Below are 19,694 nucleotides of genomic sequence, written 5' to 3'. Positions count from 1 at the left end.
TGGCGCACCGGCGCCACGTTCACCGGCGCCTCGTCAGGGGAACGTACGGCGCTTCAGACCTCGGCCTGCCCCTCGCGCGCCAGTGTGGTGCGCCAGAGAGCGCGGGCCTCGGTCCGGCCCCGGCTTCTGGCGCACCACACTGGTTCACCAGCGCTTGACGAGAACGGAGAGCAGCAAGGCCCCGCGGTCATGGTTGCTGTAACGGAGCATCAGACGGTCGACGAGGTTCGCGGGCTGGAAGTACAGGCTCTGCCAGGCAGCTTCGCCCGGGATTCCGAGCGAGCCGAAGAGCATGGCCGACCCCAGTGCCGCGACTTCGAACCCCTCGGCCCTGGCGGCGTCCACCAAGTGCGCGGGGGAGAGAGGCTCCTCGACAGGTGACAGGCCTTCCTGCGGTTCCCCCTCCGCCGCCCCCTGAGCCGTACGACCGGTGGTGGCCAGCCAGTTCATCAGCTTCTCGGCGGGCTCGAAGAGGTTGCCCGCATAGCGGGCATTGGGTTCCCGCACGATGAGCCGCCCGCCGGGGCGCAGAACGCGCGCCGCCTCTCGCAGCGCGCGCCGCCATTCAGGGAGATGGTGGAGTACGCCCGAGCAGACGACCCCATCGACCACCCCGTCCTTGAGGGGAAGGCTCCGGATGTCGGACCGAAGGACGACTCCCCTCTCCGGAGGGAAGCACTGGCGCGCGTACTCCAGCATCCCGGCGGAACGGTCCACCGCGATGACGCGACGGGTGGACGATGCGATGTGTTCGGCCACCCTGCCCGTGCCACTGCCGAGGTCCAGGACGATGCCTTCTGGGGTCCGCTCCTGAATCCAGTCGAGGAGCCACGCTTCCGAGATCTTCGTGCGGGGGATCTCGCAGTAGGCCTGGTAGTGCGGCGCTTCCTTGTCATGAAAGTTCTCGTCGATGACGGATTCCTCGTCATCGGGGAGGTCCAGTGCTTCGAAGAACGGCACGGCAGCCGCTGTGGGACTGAGCTGCCGGACGCGATCGCGCACCGCGAGCGCGGTGAACCAGGAGACATCAGTTTCTTTTTGCTGACTCATCCAGCCCTCCCGGATATTGAGTAATGCGGCACTTTGCGCCCCTTCGGCCGTGCCATGAGCGAGATCAGGACGCCCACCGCGGCGAGGATCGCACCGACGGACAGGATGCTGTTCGAGGCACCGATGAGTCCGACGGCAGCACCGCCGGCGAACGTGCCCATCGGCGAGGCGAAGCTGGTCATCGAACCGTAGTAGGAGCTGACTTCGTTGAGTTGTGCTGGCGGCAGTTCCCGCTGCATGACCGTGCTGACGATCGGCCCGTAGGGCGCGTAGGAAAGGCCCCCGAGGAACATCGCCACGAGAGCCACGTAGTAGTGCACGGGCATCGCGACGATGAACATGGCGACGCCCCAGCCCGCGGCGCTGAGAGCGGCGATCCGTACGTGGGCGAGGCCGGCGAAACGGCCGGCCACGAGACCGCCGGCCACCGCGCCCAGACCGAACGCGCTCCACAGGACACCCAGCGCCGACCCGGTTCCCAGGCCGTACGACCGTTCTTCCGTCATCAGGGGAAGCCCCACGACGAAGGGCCCGTACAGAAGGTAGAAGACCGCCGTCAGGCCGAACAGCGCGCCGATACCGGGGACTCGGAGCGATCGCAGCACACCCGTCGGCTTCACCGCCGGTTCAGGCTCCGCGTCCGGTCCTGTGTCCTGCGATGACCGCGTCACCGCGGACCGGGGTATCAGCAGCAGAGCCCCGGCGAAGAGGAAGAAGCTCAGTGCGTCAAGGCCGAGCGTCAGCCCCGGACCGAACCACGTGCAGAAGAATCCCGCGGTAGCGGGGCCGATGAGGGAGGCGGACTGTACGGCCAGTCCGACGAGGGAGTTCGCCGTGAAGTGCTGGTCCTCCGGTGCCACCTCCCTCACGATGGCCCTGGCGCCGGTGCCGTTGAGAGGGCGAGTGACCGAGGACAGCGCCAGCAGGACCACGCACCAGGTGAAGCTCAGGTGGGACGTGACGGCCAGAAGCGCGACGAGACCCAGTAGCGTGCCACGCCACAGGTTGTCGGCCAGCAGCATGGTGCGACCGCTCAGCCCTCCGATCCGGCGCGCCATGAGCACGCCACTGACCATGCTCGGAACCAGGTAGGCCCCTGCGGCGACAGCGATCCCCATCGGACGGTCGTCGGCCGCGAGCAAGCTGATCGCGAGCATGACGATCGTGATGTCCGTCATCGCGTCGCCGACGCTCGACACGGTTTCGCCGATGAAGTACCGGCGGAAGGGTTTGTTTCTCAGCTGAGCCCGGTAGCTTGCGCTCACCGTCATGAGGGAGCCTCTCCGGATCCCTCACGAAGCCGGAAGCTGCTGAAGTCGAGGATATTGCCCATCTCGTTCTTCAGCCGGACCCCTTCCCAGCGATCGGCGTACGTCAGGTAGCTGACCTTGCCGGGGACGGCCACGAACAACGACTCCTCCCGGCAGTAGTCGGAGATCCGGCGGTAGTGCTCACCAGCCTCGTCCTCTGTCGAATGCTGGGCGCGGGCCAGGAGCTCGGCGAGCGCGGGCCCGGAGATGCCGAGAACACTCGGCAGCGGGGCGCGCTCGTCCAGCAGGGTCGACGCGAAGGCGTAGGGGTGCGGGTAGTCGGCTGACCAGCCGAGCCACGTCAGCGGGCTGAGTCCGCTGTAGAGCGAACTCATCAGTGCGACGAAGTCGAGCGCCTCGGTCTCCACCACTATTCCGGGATGGACTTGGCGCAGCCCGTCAGCCATGATCTCCGCCGCGCGCACGCGTGAGATGTTGGCCGCGTGCGTGTGCATCACGAGCCGGAGTCCCTTGCGCGCCGCCTCGCCGTCCCAGGCCTGCTCGAACTCCGCCCGCGCGAGGGCGAGGTCGTACGGTGCGAGTGCGGGCGCGCCACCGGGCAGGGCGGGGAGCGGGAAAGGTACCGGGTGGTACAGACCTTCGCCGTCCAGGACCTCCTTGATGTACCTGTCGTGGTCGAAGGCATGCCCGAGCATGCGCCGGAGGTGGATGTCGGAGAACGCGTCAGCCCTGATGCCGTCCGGTCCGAACGCACCGGAGCCGAGGGCAGGGGAATCCTTCGCCACGTTCTGGTTGATGAAGCCCACCGGCGTGAAGCTCCACTCGCCGGGCTGCTTTTCCAGCATGATGCCGCCGAGATCGCCGAGGCGCTCGCGGGACTCCGGCTGGCAGACCGAGAAGTCGCTCTTCCCGGTCAGCAACTCGTTCTCCCGCACGAATCGATCGTCCTCCGAGCGCAGTGTCACCTCGGCGGGAGTTCTCTCGAGGTCCGACCAGTGCGCGTCGTGACGAGTGAAACGCATGAAGCGCTCCTCGCGGTTCCACTCCGCCAGCGCGTACGGGCCCGTGCCGTTGGTGGTGGCGTCGATCTCGCTGGTTCCGGCGTTGATGAACTGCGGGATCGACGTGATGTCGCCGTCCCAGCCACCTGCCGCCACGGACCATTCCTGGCTCACGACGAGCGACCACTCGACGAGGAACGCGGTCAGTGGGTTGAAGTTCCCCCGCAGCTTCAGCAGGAGTCCGTCGCTCGTGATCTGGATCCGCTCGGCCATGGCTCCGGCCACCGCGGCGTCGATGTCCGTCAGCGGCTCACCCAACAGGGCATCGCCCCACAGCGAGGCGGGTCCGGTGGCGGTGATCGCCATGCGCCGCAGCGAGTAGACGACGTCGTGCGGGCGCATGACCGATCCGTCATGGAAGCGGACACCTTCGCGCACGGGCACCGTTGCCCATACCTCGGTCCCCTTCTGCTCCAGTACCGGCAGCGCTTCGGCGAGCGCGGGCACGATCACCCGGTCCGGCGAGAGCTGGTACAACCCGTCGTAGATGTTGACGAGGGGGTGCCTCGACGCCGTGTCGAACGCCTTGTGCGGATCCAGTGTGGCCGGCTCGTCGAAGGCGCCGATGACCAGGCTGGGCGATGTCCTGTCCACTGAGTGAGATCACTCCCCGTTCGGTTCGATGACGCAGCGGAAGCCGGTCTCCGGACCGTGCTGCAGTACGTGCTTGGCCACCCGCGTCGCGCTGCTCAGCTCGTCCGGCGGTGTGGCCCAGCTCCCGCCCTTGACACAGGCGGTGAGGGTCCAGTTACCCGTGCTGTCGGTGTACGAGGCCGCGCCGACGAAAGGAGTGATCTCGTGACCGTCGAGGTAGCGCGTCCGCGTCCACTCCCAGACGTTCCCGAGGAGGTCCATGACTCCGGCCTCCGAAGCCCCCCGCGGGTGTGCGCCGACCCTGCTGGTCAGCTCGGTGAGGTCTCCGCTGACGTATGCCCGCGTGACGTCTCCCCGGTCCGGCTCCCAGCACCGGGCGTGGGCGGGCGTGGGCGCTTCTTCGCCCCAGGGGCGGGAGTGCCCGGCCAGGAGCCCTGCCGCGCGCTCCCACTGAGCAGCACTGGGAAGCCTCTTGCCGCTCCAGGTGGCGTACGCCCAGGCGTCGAACCAGGAGACGTGGGTGACGGGGTGCCGCATCAGCTCTTCTCGCTGGTCGTGCGACACGTGACGCAGGACGTCGTGGTCGTGCTGCGCGTCCTGGCCGGGGTGGCTCCACAGCGGACCGTGCTCGCGAACCGCGTCGACGAAGCGGGCGTAGTCAGCCCAGGTGACCGGGTGGGCGTCTATGCAGAAAGCCCGCGAGCCAGGTGTGGAGTCCGCCGGGATTTCGATCATTCCCGTGGTGTCGAAACCGACGCTTCGCAGATCGGGGCGTCGGCTTCCACTGCTCATGACGAGCCTGCCCCGCTCTGCGGCGGGGTCGTCGTGCCGGCCGATGAGCGAGGAGAGGGCTGTCACCCCTGCGTTGCGCCTGATGTCTCCGGGCGCGGAGGTGGCTCCGTCGAACGCCGCGGCGGACCGGCCGGCTGCGACGAAGACCTCGTCTATGGTGCTGAGGGCACCGTGCTCGCGTATCGCGTCGAGCGCTGCGACGGAGACGCGATCGTCCGCGTCGTTGACCGCCCAGGCCAACAGCGCTGCGGCTTCCTCGTCCTTGGGCTGTTCGGCAGCCACCTGCAAGACGGCGAGCCGCGCGGCGGCATGAGGGTGCATGGCCCCGACGGCCCACAGGTCGTCCGCGGGGAAGCGCCCCTCGGCGACGGCCCGCGCCAGCGTGGACACGGCCGTACGCAGGTCGTCCACCGTGGTCGCTGTGGGGGTTGTGGACTGCAGCAGTGCCCATGCCGCTGCTTCGCCTTCGGCAAGCGGGGTGGACGGATTCACGAAGTCTCCTCGGACGCGGCGCTGACGAAGAGCGAATCCGCTGCGGATATGTGCTCGTAGCGAGAGGAATCGGCATTCTCATCTACCGCACCGCGGCCGGCGCAGTAATAGAAGTACAGTGTCGCCCGCCGGTCGTCCCGGCGGGGCATCGCCTCGGACCCGTGGTAAATCCACTCGTCGTGGCAGACGAGATCGCCCGCTTTCACCTCGACGTAGAAAGGTTCGGGAGCCACCGGGCCGACCGGGTCTCGGTGCGATCCGGGGATAACGGCGAGACAGCCGTTGAAGCGGTTCGAGTCGTTGAGGTAGATGCCCGCGGTGAACGCAGGAGACAGTTCATGTCCGGGCGGGAAATCACCATGCCACCGAATACGCGAGTAGCCACTGCGCGACTCGCCGGTCTTCAACTGCCAGACGACGCCGTTGAGTGAATTCTGCAGGAGCCGGTGGTGCGCGCTTCCCAGACCTACGCGAATAGCGTCCATCGCACGTGAATCGACGAGCTCAGCAGAGGTCTGCGAATGCTTGGTAAAATAGTTGAGCCGATGGTAGTAGGCGATCTCACCCTTCTCGTCACGTGCGACCGGGATCGCCTTGTCGATGCGCTCGGCAGGAATTTTCCCGCCTCGGATCATCTCTTGATACGCTTCGGCCTCTGCAGTGATTCGGGCGACTTCTTCAGAGCTGAGAAAACCCTCATAGATGACGAAGCCATTCTCTTCGTAGAAGGCTTTCTCCTGTGCTGTTACTTCACCGGAGAAGCGGTATCGGCCAGGCATGGAAACTCCGTATTTTTCTTGCTTTCTCAGAGAATCACGAGCAGTCGCAGACACATCTGAACCCGATCTCGAAGTGCCGGTCGAGGGCCAGATCGCGCCCGCGGAAGGCTACGGACACCTGCTCCGGAAGGGAGGTCCACGTGCCTCCCTTGATGACGGCGTAGGAGCGCTGGTCGTAGATCACCTCAAGTGCGTCCCGGCCGCCGTCGAGGGGGCTGAAGGGCGGGCCGTCCGACGACGTGGCGGTCCACTCCCACACGTTGCCCGACATGTCCTGGACGCCGTACGGGCTCTCGCTGCCCACGATCCCCCGGGGAACGGTGGTGATCGCGGGCGAGGAGTCCACGATGTCCAGGAGGTGCCGACGCCACGCTTCGACGCCCGCCCAGCCGGGCTCGGCCCGGAACGACGAGGCATGTGTGCGGGTGGAGTCGAAGGCGTCGCCCCACGGATACGCGCGGCCGTCGGGGCCCTGTGCCGCCGCCTGCCACTCCGTCTCGTCCGGGAGCCGTTTGCCGTGTGCTCGCGCGTACGCGTAGGCGTCGAACCAGTCCACGCCGGTCACCGGATGACTGGGGCCACTGCGCCGGTCCAGCAGCGTGTTGCGCAGGTGGATCTTGTCGGGCTGTTCTGCGGGATGGCAGTACGTGTGATCGGCGGCCGCGGCACTGACCGCGAAGGCGTCGTACTCGGCGTTGCTGACGGGCAGCACATCGATCATGAAATCCCCGCAGGAACGCTCCTCCTGAGGGTCGTCCCAGTCGAACACGAGCGAGTCCCGGTCAAAGGCCCGGGGCGGTCCGCCCGTGACCGAGCCGGCGGGCACACGCACCATGCCTTCGTGGCCGTGGGCGCCCGCGTGCCGCGCGTCCTGGGTCTCCGCCGCCGGATACGAGTTCAGGTCGTATCCGTCCGGGAAGATCTCGTCTTCCAGCTTGGCCAGAGAATCGGGGTCCGCGGTACCCGCTATCGCGGTAATGGCACGCAGCGCCACAGCGTGACCTATTCCCACGGGTTTTCCCGCCTCATGGCTCAGGCGGCGACTTGCCCGGCCGATGATGAGGAGCAGTTCGGGAAGAGCCTGGGTAAGCCGGAGGCGCCCGGCGAGTTCCAAAGCGTCAAAGGCGACAAAGTCTTCGTAATCATGAGTCAGCCAGGTCACCGCATCGTGAACATCGGCATGGTTCGGAGCACGCCGCACGAGAGCGTTCATGAGGCACTGCCGAACCCACGGCATTTCATGCATAGCAGCCGCAGCGGCGATATTTTCGATGTCCTGCTCAGGTGCCTTGCGTACCGCAGAGGCCAGCTCGGCCAGTCCGGATCCAATGCGAGAGCTATCGCCTGCGACGCCGGCCTTCGACAACTCCGCCAGGACGGAAGTCCATTCAGTCAATTCGTCTCCTAGAACGACACCGGGCACACAGGCAGCGCCTGTGTGCCCGATGTGGGATCCGGTATTACCACTTGTTGCCAAGGGCCAGGACCGGGCGGTTCTTACGGGCCTCGCGGGCCGCCTTCCACTGCGCGGAGTACTGCATCTGAATCACCTCCTTCGCGTTTCTCTAATACCCCGGAACAGTAGGTCTTGAAATTTGATAAACGCAAGTGTGACGTGGGGCACGTTTCACACTTCGGCCGGTTTATCGATTGACACCCCGCCCGTTTCGCCGACCTTTATGATCATTTAACATGGGGGCGCGACGACGGGGCGTAAGTACGGAATCAAGGAATCCGATTTCCATCGGATCTAATTTCGGCCAAATATTAATGGACGGCTGATTCTCTGCGGTCTGGCTGCCGACCGGAGGCGCTGGTGAGCCGGGGACGGAGCTGCGACGCGCTGGTGTGGCCTGCGGTCTGCCGCCTTCCGTGGCGGCGCCGCTCCGGCCCGGCCCTGACCGATCGGCCTTTCCTGCCCGCCCTCATGACTGGCTGACAGTCCGCCGCCGCCCGGACCCGGGCGCTCCCGGACCGGGGCTACTCCGCCCCGGGGACACCCGCTCTACGGTCCAGGGCGTACGGCGACGGTCGAGGTTCGCTCCTCGGGCAGCACGGCGCCCTGGGCCTGCGCCGTCGGCCCCGGCCGAAGTGCCCACGGCACGGGGCCGGTGTCCGTCAGCTCCTCGTACGACCGCGGCTGTCGCACGATGGGGCCGTCCACGGATCGGGGCTCCCGGTCCGGGCCCGAGCAGAGCTGGTTGCAGGAGGTGCCGTGGCCGCGCACGGCCCGGGTGTCATCCGATGCTGGCGTCTCGCTGGCCACAGGCGGTCCGCCAACCGCCTGACCTGGGCAGGAGCGCGAACCGCGTGGCGGTGGAACTTCACCGGCCGCAGCCACGACGGCATCGTCCCGGCCCGCGAGGACGGGGAGAACGCCTCCGCGCCCGTCGGCGAGGTCCGGGAGTACCCCGGCGACCGCCTCCCCGAGCCCGCCCTGCCGATCACGCCGATCACACCGCTCAGACCGCTCAGACCGCTCAGACCGCTCAGACCGCACGGAACCACCGCTGGCCTTGGGTGACATCGCAGTGCGCAGGGACCGTCGCGCTCCGGGGCCGGAGTGGCCTCCGGGTGGCAGCGCGACAGGACCCGCACAACGATGGTGGGGATGCCCATCGCCGGGAGGCCTGATGAACCACAAGATCAGCGTCCTGTTCCGAGCCATTCCCCTGCTCATGGGCGCGGTGTCGGCCGCGCTCGGCGGATACGTGCTCGCGCACGCGTACGGGCCGAGCGCGCGCGTCGCGGGTCTGGTCCTCATTTTCCTGGCGGCCATCTGCCTGTGCCTGTTCGCCACCGCGGCGACCATCATCAGACAGCTCATCGGCCGCTACACCGCACTGGACCGGCTGCTGTACCCGGTGTTCGGCTTCGCGGTCAGCGGTGTCACCGTGGGCTACGGACTGAGCCTGCTCACCGAGAGCCCACGACCGCCCCCCGACTTCGTCGCCGGGCACGTGATCTTCGGAGTCGGCATGATCTGCGTCTGCGTCTCGTGCGTGGCCACGGCTTCCACCCGGTTCGTCCTGATCACCGGGAACTCGGCGCTGCCGGAGGGCTCGCCTCCGCGTTCGCCCGCGCCGTTCGGCCGAACCGCCGTCCGGGCCCTGACCGCGCTTCCGGTCCTCGCGTCCCTGGTCACCTGGGCGTGGGCCTTCACGCTGCTGGCGGGTGGAGGCGGCGGACGGGCGGCAGGACGTTTCACCGCCGGGCACGTGATGGTGGGCCTGGCACTCGTCTGCACGTGCCTCATCGGGCTCGTGGCCAGCATTCTGCGGCAGATCCAGAACACCTACACCCCCAGGGAGCGCGTCCTGTGGCCCGCGTCGGCGGCCGTCCTGGGCGCCATCGGCATCGTCTGGGCGCTGACCGTCCTCTCCGTGCACACCCGGCCCTCGCAACTGGCCGCCGCGTACGTTCTGATCGGGCTGGGGCTGATCTGCTGGAGCATCCTCAGCAAGGTGCTGCTGCTCGCACTCGTCTGGCGGCGCAAGGCCCCCCTGGCGAACCGGGTTCCGCTGATCCCGGTCGGCACGGCGCTGCTCTGCCTGTTCCTCTCGTCGTTCCTCTTCGAGTCCGCCGATCCCGCCGTGGTCGTCGCGGCCCGTGTCCTGGTCGGTCTGGGGGGCATCTGCTTCTCGCTGTTCTCCATCGTCTCCATCCTGGAGAGCGGGACCAGCGGCAGCGGCGAGGACACACCCGCGTGAGGCGGTGCTCCGAGCCGCGGAGCACGCCTCCGAACGCTTCGGTGAGGGCCGGGGATACCCTGGTCACCGCCTTCTCCCCCGCCCCACCAGGAACGGACCACCATGAGCCAGGACACCCCCGCCCCCGTCGTGGAGCGCGTCGACGCACGTCACCGGTACACCATCCAGGCCGACGGCGCGCCCGCGGGCTTCACCGTCTACCGCGACCGGGACGGGCAGCGGGTCTTCTACCACACCGAGATCGACGACGCCTTCGCCGGCCGCGGGCTGGCATCGGTGCTCGTGACGGCGGCCCTCAACGACGTACGGAGCAGCGGAATGCGCATCGTCCCCGTCTGCCCGTACGTGGCCAAGTACCTCCAGAAGCACGACGAGTTCGCCGACATCACCGACCCGGTGACTCCGGAAATCCTTGAGTGGCTTCAGGGCGACCGCGCCTGACCTGCATATTCCCTTGGTCTCTGAGCGCGGACTGTGCCAGGGTCCTGCGTCGTGACAGAGAACGACAGCATCCGGATCACCCCGCTGGCCGAGCGGCCCTCGCTGATCCCGCGGCTCTACGAGATCAACGACTCCTGGCCCGTTTTCACCCATCATGAACCGGCCGCGAACGCGCTGCTGAGCCAGGTCCCCGTGGAGTTCCCGGAGTACTGCGTGGTGGCGACGGACGGCGAACGGGTCGTGGCGCGCGGCTTCAGCGTGCCGTTCCACTCCAGGCTCGACGGCCGTGAGGAGATGCCCGACCAGGGCTGGGACCGGGTGCTGGTCTGGGCGTTCCAGGACCGGCGGGCCGGGCGCTCGCCGACGGCGGCCAGCGCGCTGGAGATCACGCTGGACATCGGCCACCTCGGCCGGGGCCTGTCCTACCGGATGCTGGCGGCGCTGCGGGAGGCGGTCGGACGACAGGGTCACGACGCCCTGCTGGCGCCGGTCCGCCCGACGGCCAAGCACCTGGAACCGCGCGTCCCCATGGCCGACTACCTCCGCCGGTACCGGGACGACGGGCTGCCGGCCGACCCATGGGTGCGGGTGCACGTCAGGGCGGGCGGCACCGTCGAGAAGGTCGCGCCGGCGTCCATGACGGTGGCCGGTTCGCTGGCCGACTGGCGGCGGTGGACCGGCCTGCCGTTCGACCGGGACGGTGCCGTCGACGTACCCGGCGCGCTGGCACCGGTCCACTGCGACACCACGCACGACCACGCCGTCTACGTCGAACCCAACGTCTGGATCCGGCACCCCGTCGAACCGCGTACCGGCTGAGCCCCGCGCACCGGCCGCGTCAGCATATCGGCGACCGCGGACGCCGCCCGCCCGAGGCACCGGTCCCCGCAGGGGGCGTCTGCCCGGTGCCGGTCCGGGAGGGCCGCCAGGGCGACGGGCGCGGCGGCCGGGGCGGCGACGGCCCAGGCGATGCCACTGCCGTGCTCGCAGGGGCCCCGGCGCCAGCTCTGTCGCCGACGGTCCAGCCCCCGGACAGACTGACCCACATCACCTCGACCGGCCCAGCCGCGGAGCACGCGCGCGGCAACGCGCCCGAGGCCACCCCGTGGAACGTCGGCGCGCGGGCGGAGCGCTCGTCCACGCGCGGGGGCAGGGTTCGGTTCTCTTCGCGCGGGCGGAGCGCCCGTACGCGCGGGGCGGCCTCGCGGAGGGGTTTACCGGCGTCCTGTTCCTTTCGCTCGACGCGGCCCCCTTAGATGATCAAAGGAGCATGGGGTTACCATATGAGCGCCGCCTAGCTCGAAAGATAAACCTGTGACTGTCAATGACGACTCGTTCACCAGTTGGAAGCACCGCGAGGAGATCGCGGAGTCGATGATCCCGGTCATCGGGAAACTGCACCGCGAGCGGGACGTAACGGTTCTGCTCCACAGCCGCTCCTTGGTCAACAAGTCGGTGGTCAGCATCCTGAAGACCCACCGATTCGCCCGCCAGATCGCCGGTGAGGAACTGTCGGTCACCGACACGCTGCCGTTCCTCCAGGCCCTGACCACGCTCGACCTCGGCCCTTCCCAGATCGACATCGGCATGCTCGCCGCGACCTACGCCGCCGACGAGCGCGGCCTCCCGGTGGAGGAGTTCACCGCCGAGGCCGTCGCGGGCGCCACGGGCACCAACAAGCTGCAGCGCGGGGAGGGACGCGACGTCGTCCTGTACGGTTTCGGCCGAATCGGCCGCCTCGTCGCCCGGCTGCTCATCGAGAAGGCCGGTTCCGGCAACGGACTGCGGCTGCGTGCCATCGTCGTCCGCGGCGGTGGCGACCAGGACATCGTGAAGCGTGCCTCGCTGCTGCGCCGCGACTCGATCCACGGCCAGTTCCAGGGCACGATCACCGTTGACGAGGCGACGAACACCATCGTCGCCAACGGCAACGAGATCAAGGTGATCTACGCCAACGACCCCACCGAGATCGACTACACGGCGTACGGCATCAAGGACGCCATCCTCATCGACAACACCGGCAAGTGGCGCGACCGCGAGGGGCTCTCCAAGCACCTGCGCCCCGGCGTCGACAAGGTCGTCCTGACCGCTCCGGGCAAGGGCGACGTGCCCAACATCGTGCACGGCGTCAACCACGACACCATCAAGCCGGACGAGCGGATCCTTTCCTGCGCGTCCTGCACCACCAACGCGATCGTGCCGCCGCTGAAGGCGATGGCGGACGAGTACGGTGTGCTCCGCGGCCACGTGGAGACCGTCCACTCGTTCACCAACGACCAGAACCTTCTGGACAACTACCACAAGGCCGACCGCCGTGGTCGTTCCGCGCCGCTGAACATGGTCATCACCGAGACCGGCGCCGCCTCCGCGGTGGCCAAGGCCATGCCCGAGCTGGATGCGCCGATCACCGGCAGCTCGATCCGGGTTCCGGTGCCGGACGTGTCGATCGCGATCCTGAGCCTGCGGCTCGGCCGTGAGACGAGCCGCGAGGAGGTTCTCGGCTACCTCCGCAACGTGTCGCTGACCTCGCCGCTCAGGCGTCAGATCGACTTCATCACCGCCCCCGACGCGGTGTCGAGCGACTTCATCGGCTCGCGCCACGCCTCGATCGTCGACGCGGGTGCCACCAAGGTCGACGGCGACAACGCGATCCTCTACCTCTGGTACGACAACGAGTTCGGCTACTCGTGCCAGGTGATCCGCGTCGTCCAGCAGGTCTCCGGCGTGGAGTACCCGACCTTCCCGGCCCCGGCCGTCTGACCCCGGGTTCCGCGCTGCTGAGGGCGCCCGGCGAGCATGTGCTCGCCGGGCGCCCCTTCCGCGTCCGGGCGGCCCTTCGCGCAGGCCGCGCACCCGCAGCCGCGTGCCCGAAGTGCTGTGGCACGATGCCCGGATGATCAACGACACACCCATGTCCCCGGTCGTTCGGGCAGGCCGGATGGGCCGCGAGGACCAGCCTGTGCTCGGGCTCCCGGGCGGCGCGGAGCTGCGCCCCTGGCGGACGCAGGACGCGGGGGCCCTGATGGCCGCGGGCCAGGATCCGGCGATTCGCCGGTGGAACCTCTTCACCGTGGCGTCGGCGCAGGAGGCCCGCGAGCGGATCGCGCGCATGCACGGCCGCTGGCGCGCGGAGACGGGCGCGGTCTGGGCCCTGGCCCGGCCGGGCGGCGACGCCACAGGGCTCGTCGGGCTGAACGACGTTGCCCTCGAAGGCGGCAGCGCGGAGATCATCTACTGGCTCCTGCCCGCGGCCCGCGGCCGGGGCGCCGCGGCCGGGGCCGTGGAACGGGTCAGCCGGTGGGCCCTGGACGAGCTGGGGCTGCACCGCCTGCGGCTGTGCCACTCAACGGCCAATCCCGCTTCCTGCCGAGTGGCGCTCAAAGCCGGTTTCGCCCCCGAGGGCGTCATGCGCGGCGCGCTGCTGCACGCGGACGGATGGCACGACCAGCATCTGCACGCCCGTCTCGGCGGTGACGCCCCGGGCCCGCTCTGATCGCGCCCGGGACGTCCAGGACCGGTCACGCGGTGTGCTCGGCGGACGCCGGTCACGACGGTCTTAGCCACCGCGCCGGAGATGTCCTCGGGAGCGGACCGCCGGACCGCCGATGCCGGTGCCGGTGCCGATGCCCCCCGGCCCCCGGCCCCCGGCCCCCGGCTCCCTGCTCCCTGCTCCCTGCTCCCTGCTCCCTGCTCCCTGCTCCCGGACAGAACGAGGGCCCGAAGGCGGCGGCCAGGGCGCCCTCGATGACGTAGGTGAACCGTCCGGCCGGAACCGAACTCCACGTGCCGCCCGACGGGGTGAGCACCCGTGTGGCGCCCGGCCAGCGGAGCCCGGAACGGGCGGAGGCGCCACGCAGGCCGAGAGCGGCGGCCGGACGGCTGGCCCAACACCCCTGAGACCCCGGCGCTTTCGGTCCGCCTCCTCGCTCCCCGGGCTACGGTGGGGCCGCAACACGGCACGGAGGGGGCCACATTGACGCGGGTCGCGATCATCGGCGGTGGCATGGGCGGCCTGGCCGCCGCGCTGTTCCTGGGACGCCAGGGCCACCGGGTCACACTGTTCGAACGGGACGGCCACCGACCGGGAAGCGACCTCGACAGAGACTTCTTCCGCTGGAACCGGCCCGGCGTTCCTCACGCGGTCCAGCCGCACGGCCTCCTGGCGCCGGTACGGACCGTGCTGCGCGCGGAGGCCCCGGACGTGTACCGCGCGATGCTGCGGATGGGCGCGCGCGAGCACCATGAGCTCGACTGGTTCGACGAGCGCCCGCCCGCCCGCCCCGGCGACGACGACCTCGTGACCCTTCAGTCCCGGCGGATCGTCCTGGAGGCCGCGCTGCACGAGGCGGTGGACCGCGAGCCGGACGTGGACGTACGGCTCGGGGAGGCCGCCGACGGGCTCCTCGTCGACCGGAGGGGCGAGGTCCCCCGGGTCACGGGCGTACGGTCCGGGTCGCGGGCGTACACGGCTGATCTGGTGCTCGACGCCGCCGGTCGCCGGTCGCCGGTGCCCGGGTGGCTCGCCGGGGCGGGCTGCCGGAACGTGGCCGTGGAGAACCACCGCGTGGGCATCGCGTACTTCTGCCGCTGGTACCGGCTGCGCCCTGACGGGCCGCGCCACCCCGGACGCGTCAGGGCCGGTTCGGTCGCCCCCTTCGCCCTCGGCGGGGTGTTCCCTTCGGACAACGGCGTCTTCGCCGCCTCGCTGACGGTCTCCACCGCCGACCCGAGCCGCGCGGCGCTGCGCGACCCCGAGGTGTTCGAGCGGGCCGCCCTGACGTTCCCGGCCATCGCGGCATGGCTGGCACTGGCGCCCTCGGCCGTCTCCGGGGTGCTGGCGATGGGGGGCCTGCACAACCGCTGGACCTCGACGGCCGACGCCGACGGCCCCGTGGTCACCGGCCTGGCGGGCGTCGGGGACTCCCTCGTGTACACCAATCCCACGACGGGGCAGGGCGTGTCCATGGCGCTGTGGGCGGCGCAGTGGGTGGCCCGGCACGCCGACGCGGCCGTGGACCCGGTGTCGTTCACCGCCGCGTACCACCGCTGGACCGGGCAGGTACTGCGCCCGCGGTTCGACCGCCAGGTCACCGCCGACCGGGCCGACGCCGACCGGCTCGCCGACCCGGTGCGGGCAGCGGCCGGGCCCGCCACCCCGGCCGCCCGCGAACGGGCCGCCCTCGCCGCCTGTGCCCTGGAGGACCCGCTGGTCATGCGGGCCCGCGCGAAGGTCCGCCATCTCGTCCTGACTGCCGATCAGGCATACGGAACCGAGGAGGTGCGCTCCCGGCTCGCGCACTGGCTGGACCAGCACCCGGACTTCACGCCTTCGTTCGACGGCCCGGCCCGCGCCGCGTGGGAGGCGGTCACGGCCCGCCCGAGCCACACCGTCTGACCCCCGCCCGGCGGCCGACGGTCACACGGCGGTCAACGAACGACGGGCGACAACTCGAATACCTTTCGCACCATTTTTACACTGTTCTCACCCGTACGGGTGGTGTATCACTGGGTGTGGCCATATTGTCGATGCAGGAACAACGGCTGGAAGAAGGGCGCCGCGTCCGACGACCGCCCCCGGCGGCGTCAGCCCGACGCCAGGCAGCCGAGGAGCCGACATGCAAAAACACCAGCTCAGGACCGCTTTCACGTGGTGCGCCACCACAGCACTCGCCGTGGCGATTTCCCTTCCGGCATCCGCTTCCACCGCCGCGCCCGCTCGCCCGTCCGTGGCCGCCTCCACGGCCTCGCACTCGACGGCCCGTGTCGTGGCCATCGACTGCTTCTCGAACACTCAGGTACGGCCGGGCGACTTCCTGCTCGCCTGCGGGGACGGCAACAACCGCCTCACCGACATCCACTGGTCGCACTGGGGATCTTCCTCCGCCATCGGCACGGCGCTCGATGTCGTGAACGACTGTCAGCCGTACTGCGCTGCGGGTAAGTTCCACTCGTATCCCGTCATCGTGCGGCTGGACCGCCCGGAGCCCACCCGGGCCCACCCCGACGTGCAGCAGTTCACCCGGATCAAGCTCGTCTACACCGATGCCGTACCCGATCACACCGGACGGGTCATGACCCAGGAACTCTGGGACTGACCCCCTCGGGGCCGGGGCTCCGGCGCTCCGGAGCCGCCGTCCAGGACCCGGCCGCGAGGTGAGATGAGTGACCGTCCACGCCCCCGCATCGCACACCCGCGGCCGGTGGCGGCCCGGCTACCCGGCCGCGGCGGCGGTGTTCGCCATCGGGATGGCCGGGACCACCCTGCCCACCCCTCTCTACGGGCTCTACCAGCAGCAGATCGGGTTCTCCGAACTGATGGTGACCGTGGTGTTCGCCGTGTACGCCATCGCGGTCATCACCGTGCTCCTGGTGGCGGGAAACCGCTCCGACGACGTCGGACGGCGGCCCGTTCTGCTCGTCGCCATGGGGCTGTCGGCAGCGAGCGCGGGATGTTTCCTGCTGGAGCGCGGGCTGCCGCTGCTCTTCGCGGGGCGCCTGCTGTCCGGCTGTGCGGCCGGGCTGCTGAGCGGTGCGGCGACGGCGGCCGTCATCGAGCTGGCCCCTCCCGGGCACCGCGCCCGCGCGGGCTTCGCCGCCACCGCCGCGAACATGGGCGGTCTGGGCTGCGGCCCGCTGCTCTCGGGGATCCTGGCCCAGTACACGCCCTGGCCGCTGACCCTGCCGTTCTGGGTCCATCTCGGGCTGGTCGCGCTCGCCTGCGGCATCATCTGGCTGCTGCCGGAGACCGTCGACCGGCCCCGGCCCCGCCCGCCCCTGAGACCCCAGGGGCTGTCGGTTCCCCCCGAGGTCAAGGGAGTCTTCCTGCCCGCCTCACTGGCCGCCTTCGCGGGCTTCGCTCTGCTGGGCCTGTTCACCGCGGTCGCCCCGAGCTTCGTCGCGAAGACCCTGGAGGTGCACAACCTGGCCGTGGCGGGGGCCGTGGTCTTCTCCGTGTTCCTCGCCTCGACCGCAGGGCAGTCCCTGACCCGGCGGACCGGCGGACGGCGCGCGCTGCCGGTCGGCTGCGGCGTCCTGTTCACGGGACTGCTGCTGGTGGCGTCGTCGCTGCTCACCGCCTCGCTGACGCTGCTGATCCTGGGCGCCCTGTTCGGCGGTACCGGCCAGGGGCTGGCCTTCAGGGCCGCGCTCACCCTGGTCAGTGACGCCGCCCCGGCCCGGCATCGCGGCGGCACCATCTCGGCGTTCTTCGTCGTCGCCTATGCCGGGATCTCCGTGCCGGTGGTCGGGGTCGGGGCCCTGGCCGCCTGGCTGGGGCTGCGCCCGGCCGGGCTGATCTTCGCGGGATGCGTGATGCTGCTGACCGCGGGCGCGGGCGTGTTCGCCGCACGCGGACTGCCCGGGGCCGGGTGAGGCCCCGGCAACCGGCCGCCCCGTCGGCCGGGCCCGCCGCAGGGTGGCGGCTTCGGCCGAGTCCGGTCAGCATGGACGCATGCCACTTGATCAAGAAGACCTCATGCCCATCGCGGTGCTCGGCGCGACCGGCGGTCAGGGCGGTGCGGTCGCCGCGGCTCTGCTGGAGAAGGGCCGGGCGGTACGCGCCGTGGTGCGGGATCCCTCCAGCGGACGGGCCCGCGCTCTGTCCGCGGCCGGGGCTCAGCTCGTACCCGGGGACCTGTCCGACCCGGACTCGCTGACCGCGGCGTTCCGGGGCGCATCGGCCGCGTTCGCCGTCACCACTCCGTTCCAGGACGGTCTCGACGCCGAGCTGGCCCAGGGCGCGGCGATCGTGCGGGCCGCGACGGACGCCGCCCTGCCGCACCTGGTGATGGCCTCCGTCGCGAGCGCGGACCGGGACACCGGCGTACCGCACTTCGAGACCAAGGCGAAGACGGAGAAGCTGCTCGCCGCCTCGGGCCTGCCCGCGACGGTGGTGGCGCCCGCCTACTTCTACGACAACGCGCTGGGCGGCAGGGACCAGGTGGCCGCCGGGCTGCTCACCATGCCGATCTCCGGTGACACCCCGCTCCAGCAGGTGGCCCGGCAGGATCTGGGCCGGGTCGTGGCCGCGGTCGTCGCCGACCCGGAGCGCTGGATCGGACAGCGGGTCGAAGTGGCGGGCGACGATCCGACCCCGGTCCGGATGGCCGAGGAGATCGGACGGGCGGCGGGTGGCACGGTCACCTTCCTCCAGTCTCCGCTGGAAGACCTCCGGGACGTCAACCCCGACATGTTCGCCATGTACCGCTTCTTCGCGAACGGCGGCTACCAGGTGGACATCCCGGCGCTACGGGAACAATTCCCGGACGTGCCCTGGACGTCCTACGCCGCGTGGGCGGGCGCCCAGGAGTGGCCGAAGCCCCGTGCCTGACGCCCGCCCGGCGGGGCCGTGGCCTACCAGGTGACCTTGATCCGCCGAGGACTGCGGGAGGTGGAGCCGAGGTGCCACTCCACGGAGTCGGCGGGCTGCGCCAGACTCATCCCGGGGAAACGGCTGGCGAGCCGGTGCAGGGCGAGCTGGAGCTCCAGCCGGGCCAGCCAGGCCCCCATGCAGTAGTGCACGCCCGCCCCGAACGACAACGTGGGCGCCGGAAGGGGCGCGCACAGGTCGTCCATCGGCCGGGGGGCGAACACCTCGGGGTCGCGGTTGGCCGCCTGGCAGTCGGCGAGCACCACCGAACCTGCCGGGATCACCACCCCGCCCACCTCCGCGTCGACGGCGGCATGACGCGGTGATCCCTGGTCGTCACCGAGCGGGATCAGGTGCAGCAGGCTCTCCGCCACGGCCCCGGCCACCTCCTCGTCCTTCGCGAGCCGGGGCCAGATCTCCTGCCGTTCACCGAGCAGGTAGAGCAGCGAGTTGCTGAGCATCGTCATGGTGCTGTCATGGCCACCCACCACCAAACCGCATACCAGATCGATGAGTTGGCCTTCCGGGACTCCTCCCTCCTCGTCGGCGGCCGTGACCAGCATGCTCGTCAGGTCCTCCCCCGGTTCTTTGCGCCGCTGAGCCAGCATTTCCGCACCGAAGGCGGCGAACTCGGACAGGGCCGAAGCCATTTCCTCCTCGGGATGGGATCCGTCGGAGAAGGCGTACTGGCTCCAGTGGCGCAGCCGGTCCCGGGCATCGGGGTCGAGCCCCATCAGCTTGCTGATCACCGCGACCGGCAGCGGCAGGGTGAACCCGGACACCAGGTCCGTCGGGCGGTCACCGGCGGCGAGTTCGTCGAGGCACTGCTCCACGATCGTCTCGATCCAGGGCCGCCAGCGGGCGACGGCACGCGGCGTGAAGGCGCGGCGCATGGTGCGACGGAGCCGGAGATGGTCCTCCCCGTCCTGGTTGAAGATCAGGTCGAGGCTGCTCACCAGCCCGGATTCACCGGAGCGGGACGGGGCGTCCGGCGCGTGCAGCGCGGCGCGGCCGAACCGGCTGTCGGTCAGGACCTTGCGGACGTCGGCGTAACGGGTCACCAGCCATGCCTCGCCGCCGTCCGGCAGCGTGACGATCCGGGGCGGTCCGGCCGGTTCGAACGTCAGCCGGTGCAT

17 protein-coding genes are annotated in these 19,694 nt (G+C 70.0%); 9 read left to right on the top strand and 8 right to left on the bottom strand.

Annotated features, from left to right (window positions below; genetic code table 11):
- Positions 1-144: 144 nt before the first annotated feature.
- The 7 genes from ACFVWY_RS10855 to ACFVWY_RS10825 all read right to left on the bottom strand — a co-directional run bounded on the left by ACFVWY_RS10855 (position 145) and on the right by ACFVWY_RS10825 (position 8,203).
- Entirely contained in the window at positions 145-1,050 is a 906-nt protein-coding gene (locus ACFVWY_RS10855; RefSeq protein ID WP_389869627.1) for a class I SAM-dependent methyltransferase, read from the bottom strand.
- Positions 1,047-2,321 (bottom strand): MFS transporter, encoded by a 1,275-nt coding sequence (locus ACFVWY_RS10850; protein ID WP_389869625.1) that lies wholly within the window; start codon positions 2,319-2,321, stop codon positions 1,047-1,049. Before ACFVWY_RS10850 ends, ACFVWY_RS10855 begins: the two co-directional genes overlap by 4 nt.
- Positions 2,318-3,976, bottom strand: a complete 1,659-nt coding sequence (locus ACFVWY_RS10845; RefSeq protein ID WP_389869623.1) for an ABC transporter substrate-binding protein — start codon at positions 3,974-3,976, stop codon at positions 2,318-2,320. Before ACFVWY_RS10845 ends, ACFVWY_RS10850 begins: the two co-directional genes overlap by 4 nt.
- Before the next feature lie 9 nt (positions 3,977-3,985).
- Positions 3,986-5,260 carry a formylglycine-generating enzyme family protein gene (locus ACFVWY_RS10840; RefSeq protein WP_389869621.1) on the bottom strand — a complete coding sequence of 425 codons (1,275 nt, stop codon included), beginning with the start codon at positions 5,258-5,260 and terminating at the stop codon, positions 3,986-3,988.
- Entirely contained in the window at positions 5,257-6,039 is a 783-nt protein-coding gene (locus ACFVWY_RS10835; RefSeq protein WP_389869620.1) for a phytanoyl-CoA dioxygenase family protein, read from the bottom strand. The genes ACFVWY_RS10840 and ACFVWY_RS10835 overlap by 4 nt, the downstream gene beginning before the upstream one ends.
- Positions 6,040-6,073: 34 nt before the next feature.
- A complete protein-coding gene (locus tag ACFVWY_RS10830; protein WP_389869618.1) occupies positions 6,074-7,435 on the bottom strand; it encodes a formylglycine-generating enzyme family protein in 1,362 nt (453 codons plus the stop codon).
- A gap of 609 nt (positions 7,436-8,044) precedes the next feature.
- The gene (locus ACFVWY_RS10825; RefSeq protein WP_389869616.1) at positions 8,045-8,203 is read right to left on the bottom strand and encodes a hypothetical protein; all 159 of its coding nucleotides are present in this window, start codon (positions 8,201-8,203) and stop codon (positions 8,045-8,047) included.
- 469 nt (positions 8,204-8,672) lie between these two features.
- On the opposite strand from ACFVWY_RS10825, the gene ACFVWY_RS10820 reads away from it, so the two are divergent.
- The 9 genes from ACFVWY_RS10820 to ACFVWY_RS10780 all read left to right on the top strand — a co-directional run bounded on the left by ACFVWY_RS10820 (position 8,673) and on the right by ACFVWY_RS10780 (position 18,519).
- Positions 8,673-9,749, top strand: a complete 1,077-nt coding sequence (locus ACFVWY_RS10820) for a DUF2776 family protein (protein ID WP_389869614.1) — start codon at positions 8,673-8,675, stop codon at positions 9,747-9,749.
- Positions 9,750-9,851: 102 nt separating this feature from the next.
- Complete coding sequence (locus ACFVWY_RS10815) at positions 9,852-10,190, top strand: GNAT family N-acetyltransferase (protein ID WP_389869612.1); 339 nt, start codon at positions 9,852-9,854, stop codon at positions 10,188-10,190.
- A gap of 51 nt (positions 10,191-10,241) precedes the next feature.
- A complete protein-coding gene (locus ACFVWY_RS10810) occupies positions 10,242-11,009 on the top strand; it encodes an N-acetyltransferase (protein WP_389869610.1) in 768 nt (255 codons plus the stop codon).
- 495 nt (positions 11,010-11,504) lie between these two features.
- Positions 11,505-12,950 (top strand): glyceraldehyde-3-phosphate dehydrogenase, encoded by a 1,446-nt coding sequence (locus ACFVWY_RS10805; protein ID WP_389869608.1) that lies wholly within the window; start codon positions 11,505-11,507, stop codon positions 12,948-12,950.
- 133 nt (positions 12,951-13,083) lie between these two features.
- Complete coding sequence (locus tag ACFVWY_RS10800) at positions 13,084-13,683, top strand: GNAT family N-acetyltransferase (RefSeq protein ID WP_389869606.1); 600 nt, start codon at positions 13,084-13,086, stop codon at positions 13,681-13,683.
- A gap of 480 nt (positions 13,684-14,163) precedes the next feature.
- Positions 14,164-15,585 carry an NAD(P)/FAD-dependent oxidoreductase gene (locus ACFVWY_RS10795; RefSeq protein ID WP_389869604.1) on the top strand — a complete coding sequence of 474 codons (1,422 nt, stop codon included), beginning with the start codon at positions 14,164-14,166 and terminating at the stop codon, positions 15,583-15,585.
- A 220-nt stretch (positions 15,586-15,805) separates the two neighbouring features.
- Entirely contained in the window at positions 15,806-16,285 is a 480-nt protein-coding gene (locus tag ACFVWY_RS10790; protein ID WP_389869601.1) for a hypothetical protein, read from the top strand.
- 67 nt (positions 16,286-16,352) lie between these two features.
- Complete coding sequence (locus tag ACFVWY_RS10785) at positions 16,353-17,561, top strand: MFS transporter (RefSeq protein WP_389869599.1); 1,209 nt, start codon at positions 16,353-16,355, stop codon at positions 17,559-17,561.
- Between the two features lie 79 nt (positions 17,562-17,640).
- Positions 17,641-18,519 (top strand): NmrA/HSCARG family protein, encoded by an 879-nt coding sequence (locus ACFVWY_RS10780; protein ID WP_389869597.1) that lies wholly within the window; start codon positions 17,641-17,643, stop codon positions 18,517-18,519.
- Between the two features lie 23 nt (positions 18,520-18,542).
- On the opposite strand, the gene ACFVWY_RS10775 is transcribed toward ACFVWY_RS10780, so the two are convergent.
- On the bottom strand, positions 18,543-19,694 hold the full coding sequence (locus ACFVWY_RS10775; RefSeq protein WP_389869721.1) for a cytochrome P450: 1,152 nt from the start codon (positions 19,692-19,694) through the stop codon (positions 18,543-18,545).

The sequence above is a fragment of the Streptomyces sp. NPDC058195 genome, assembly GCF_042883525.1.
Lineage (GTDB): Bacteria > Actinomycetota > Actinomycetes > Streptomycetales > Streptomycetaceae > Streptomyces.
This window is presented reverse-complemented; position numbering and strand designations above follow the sequence as displayed.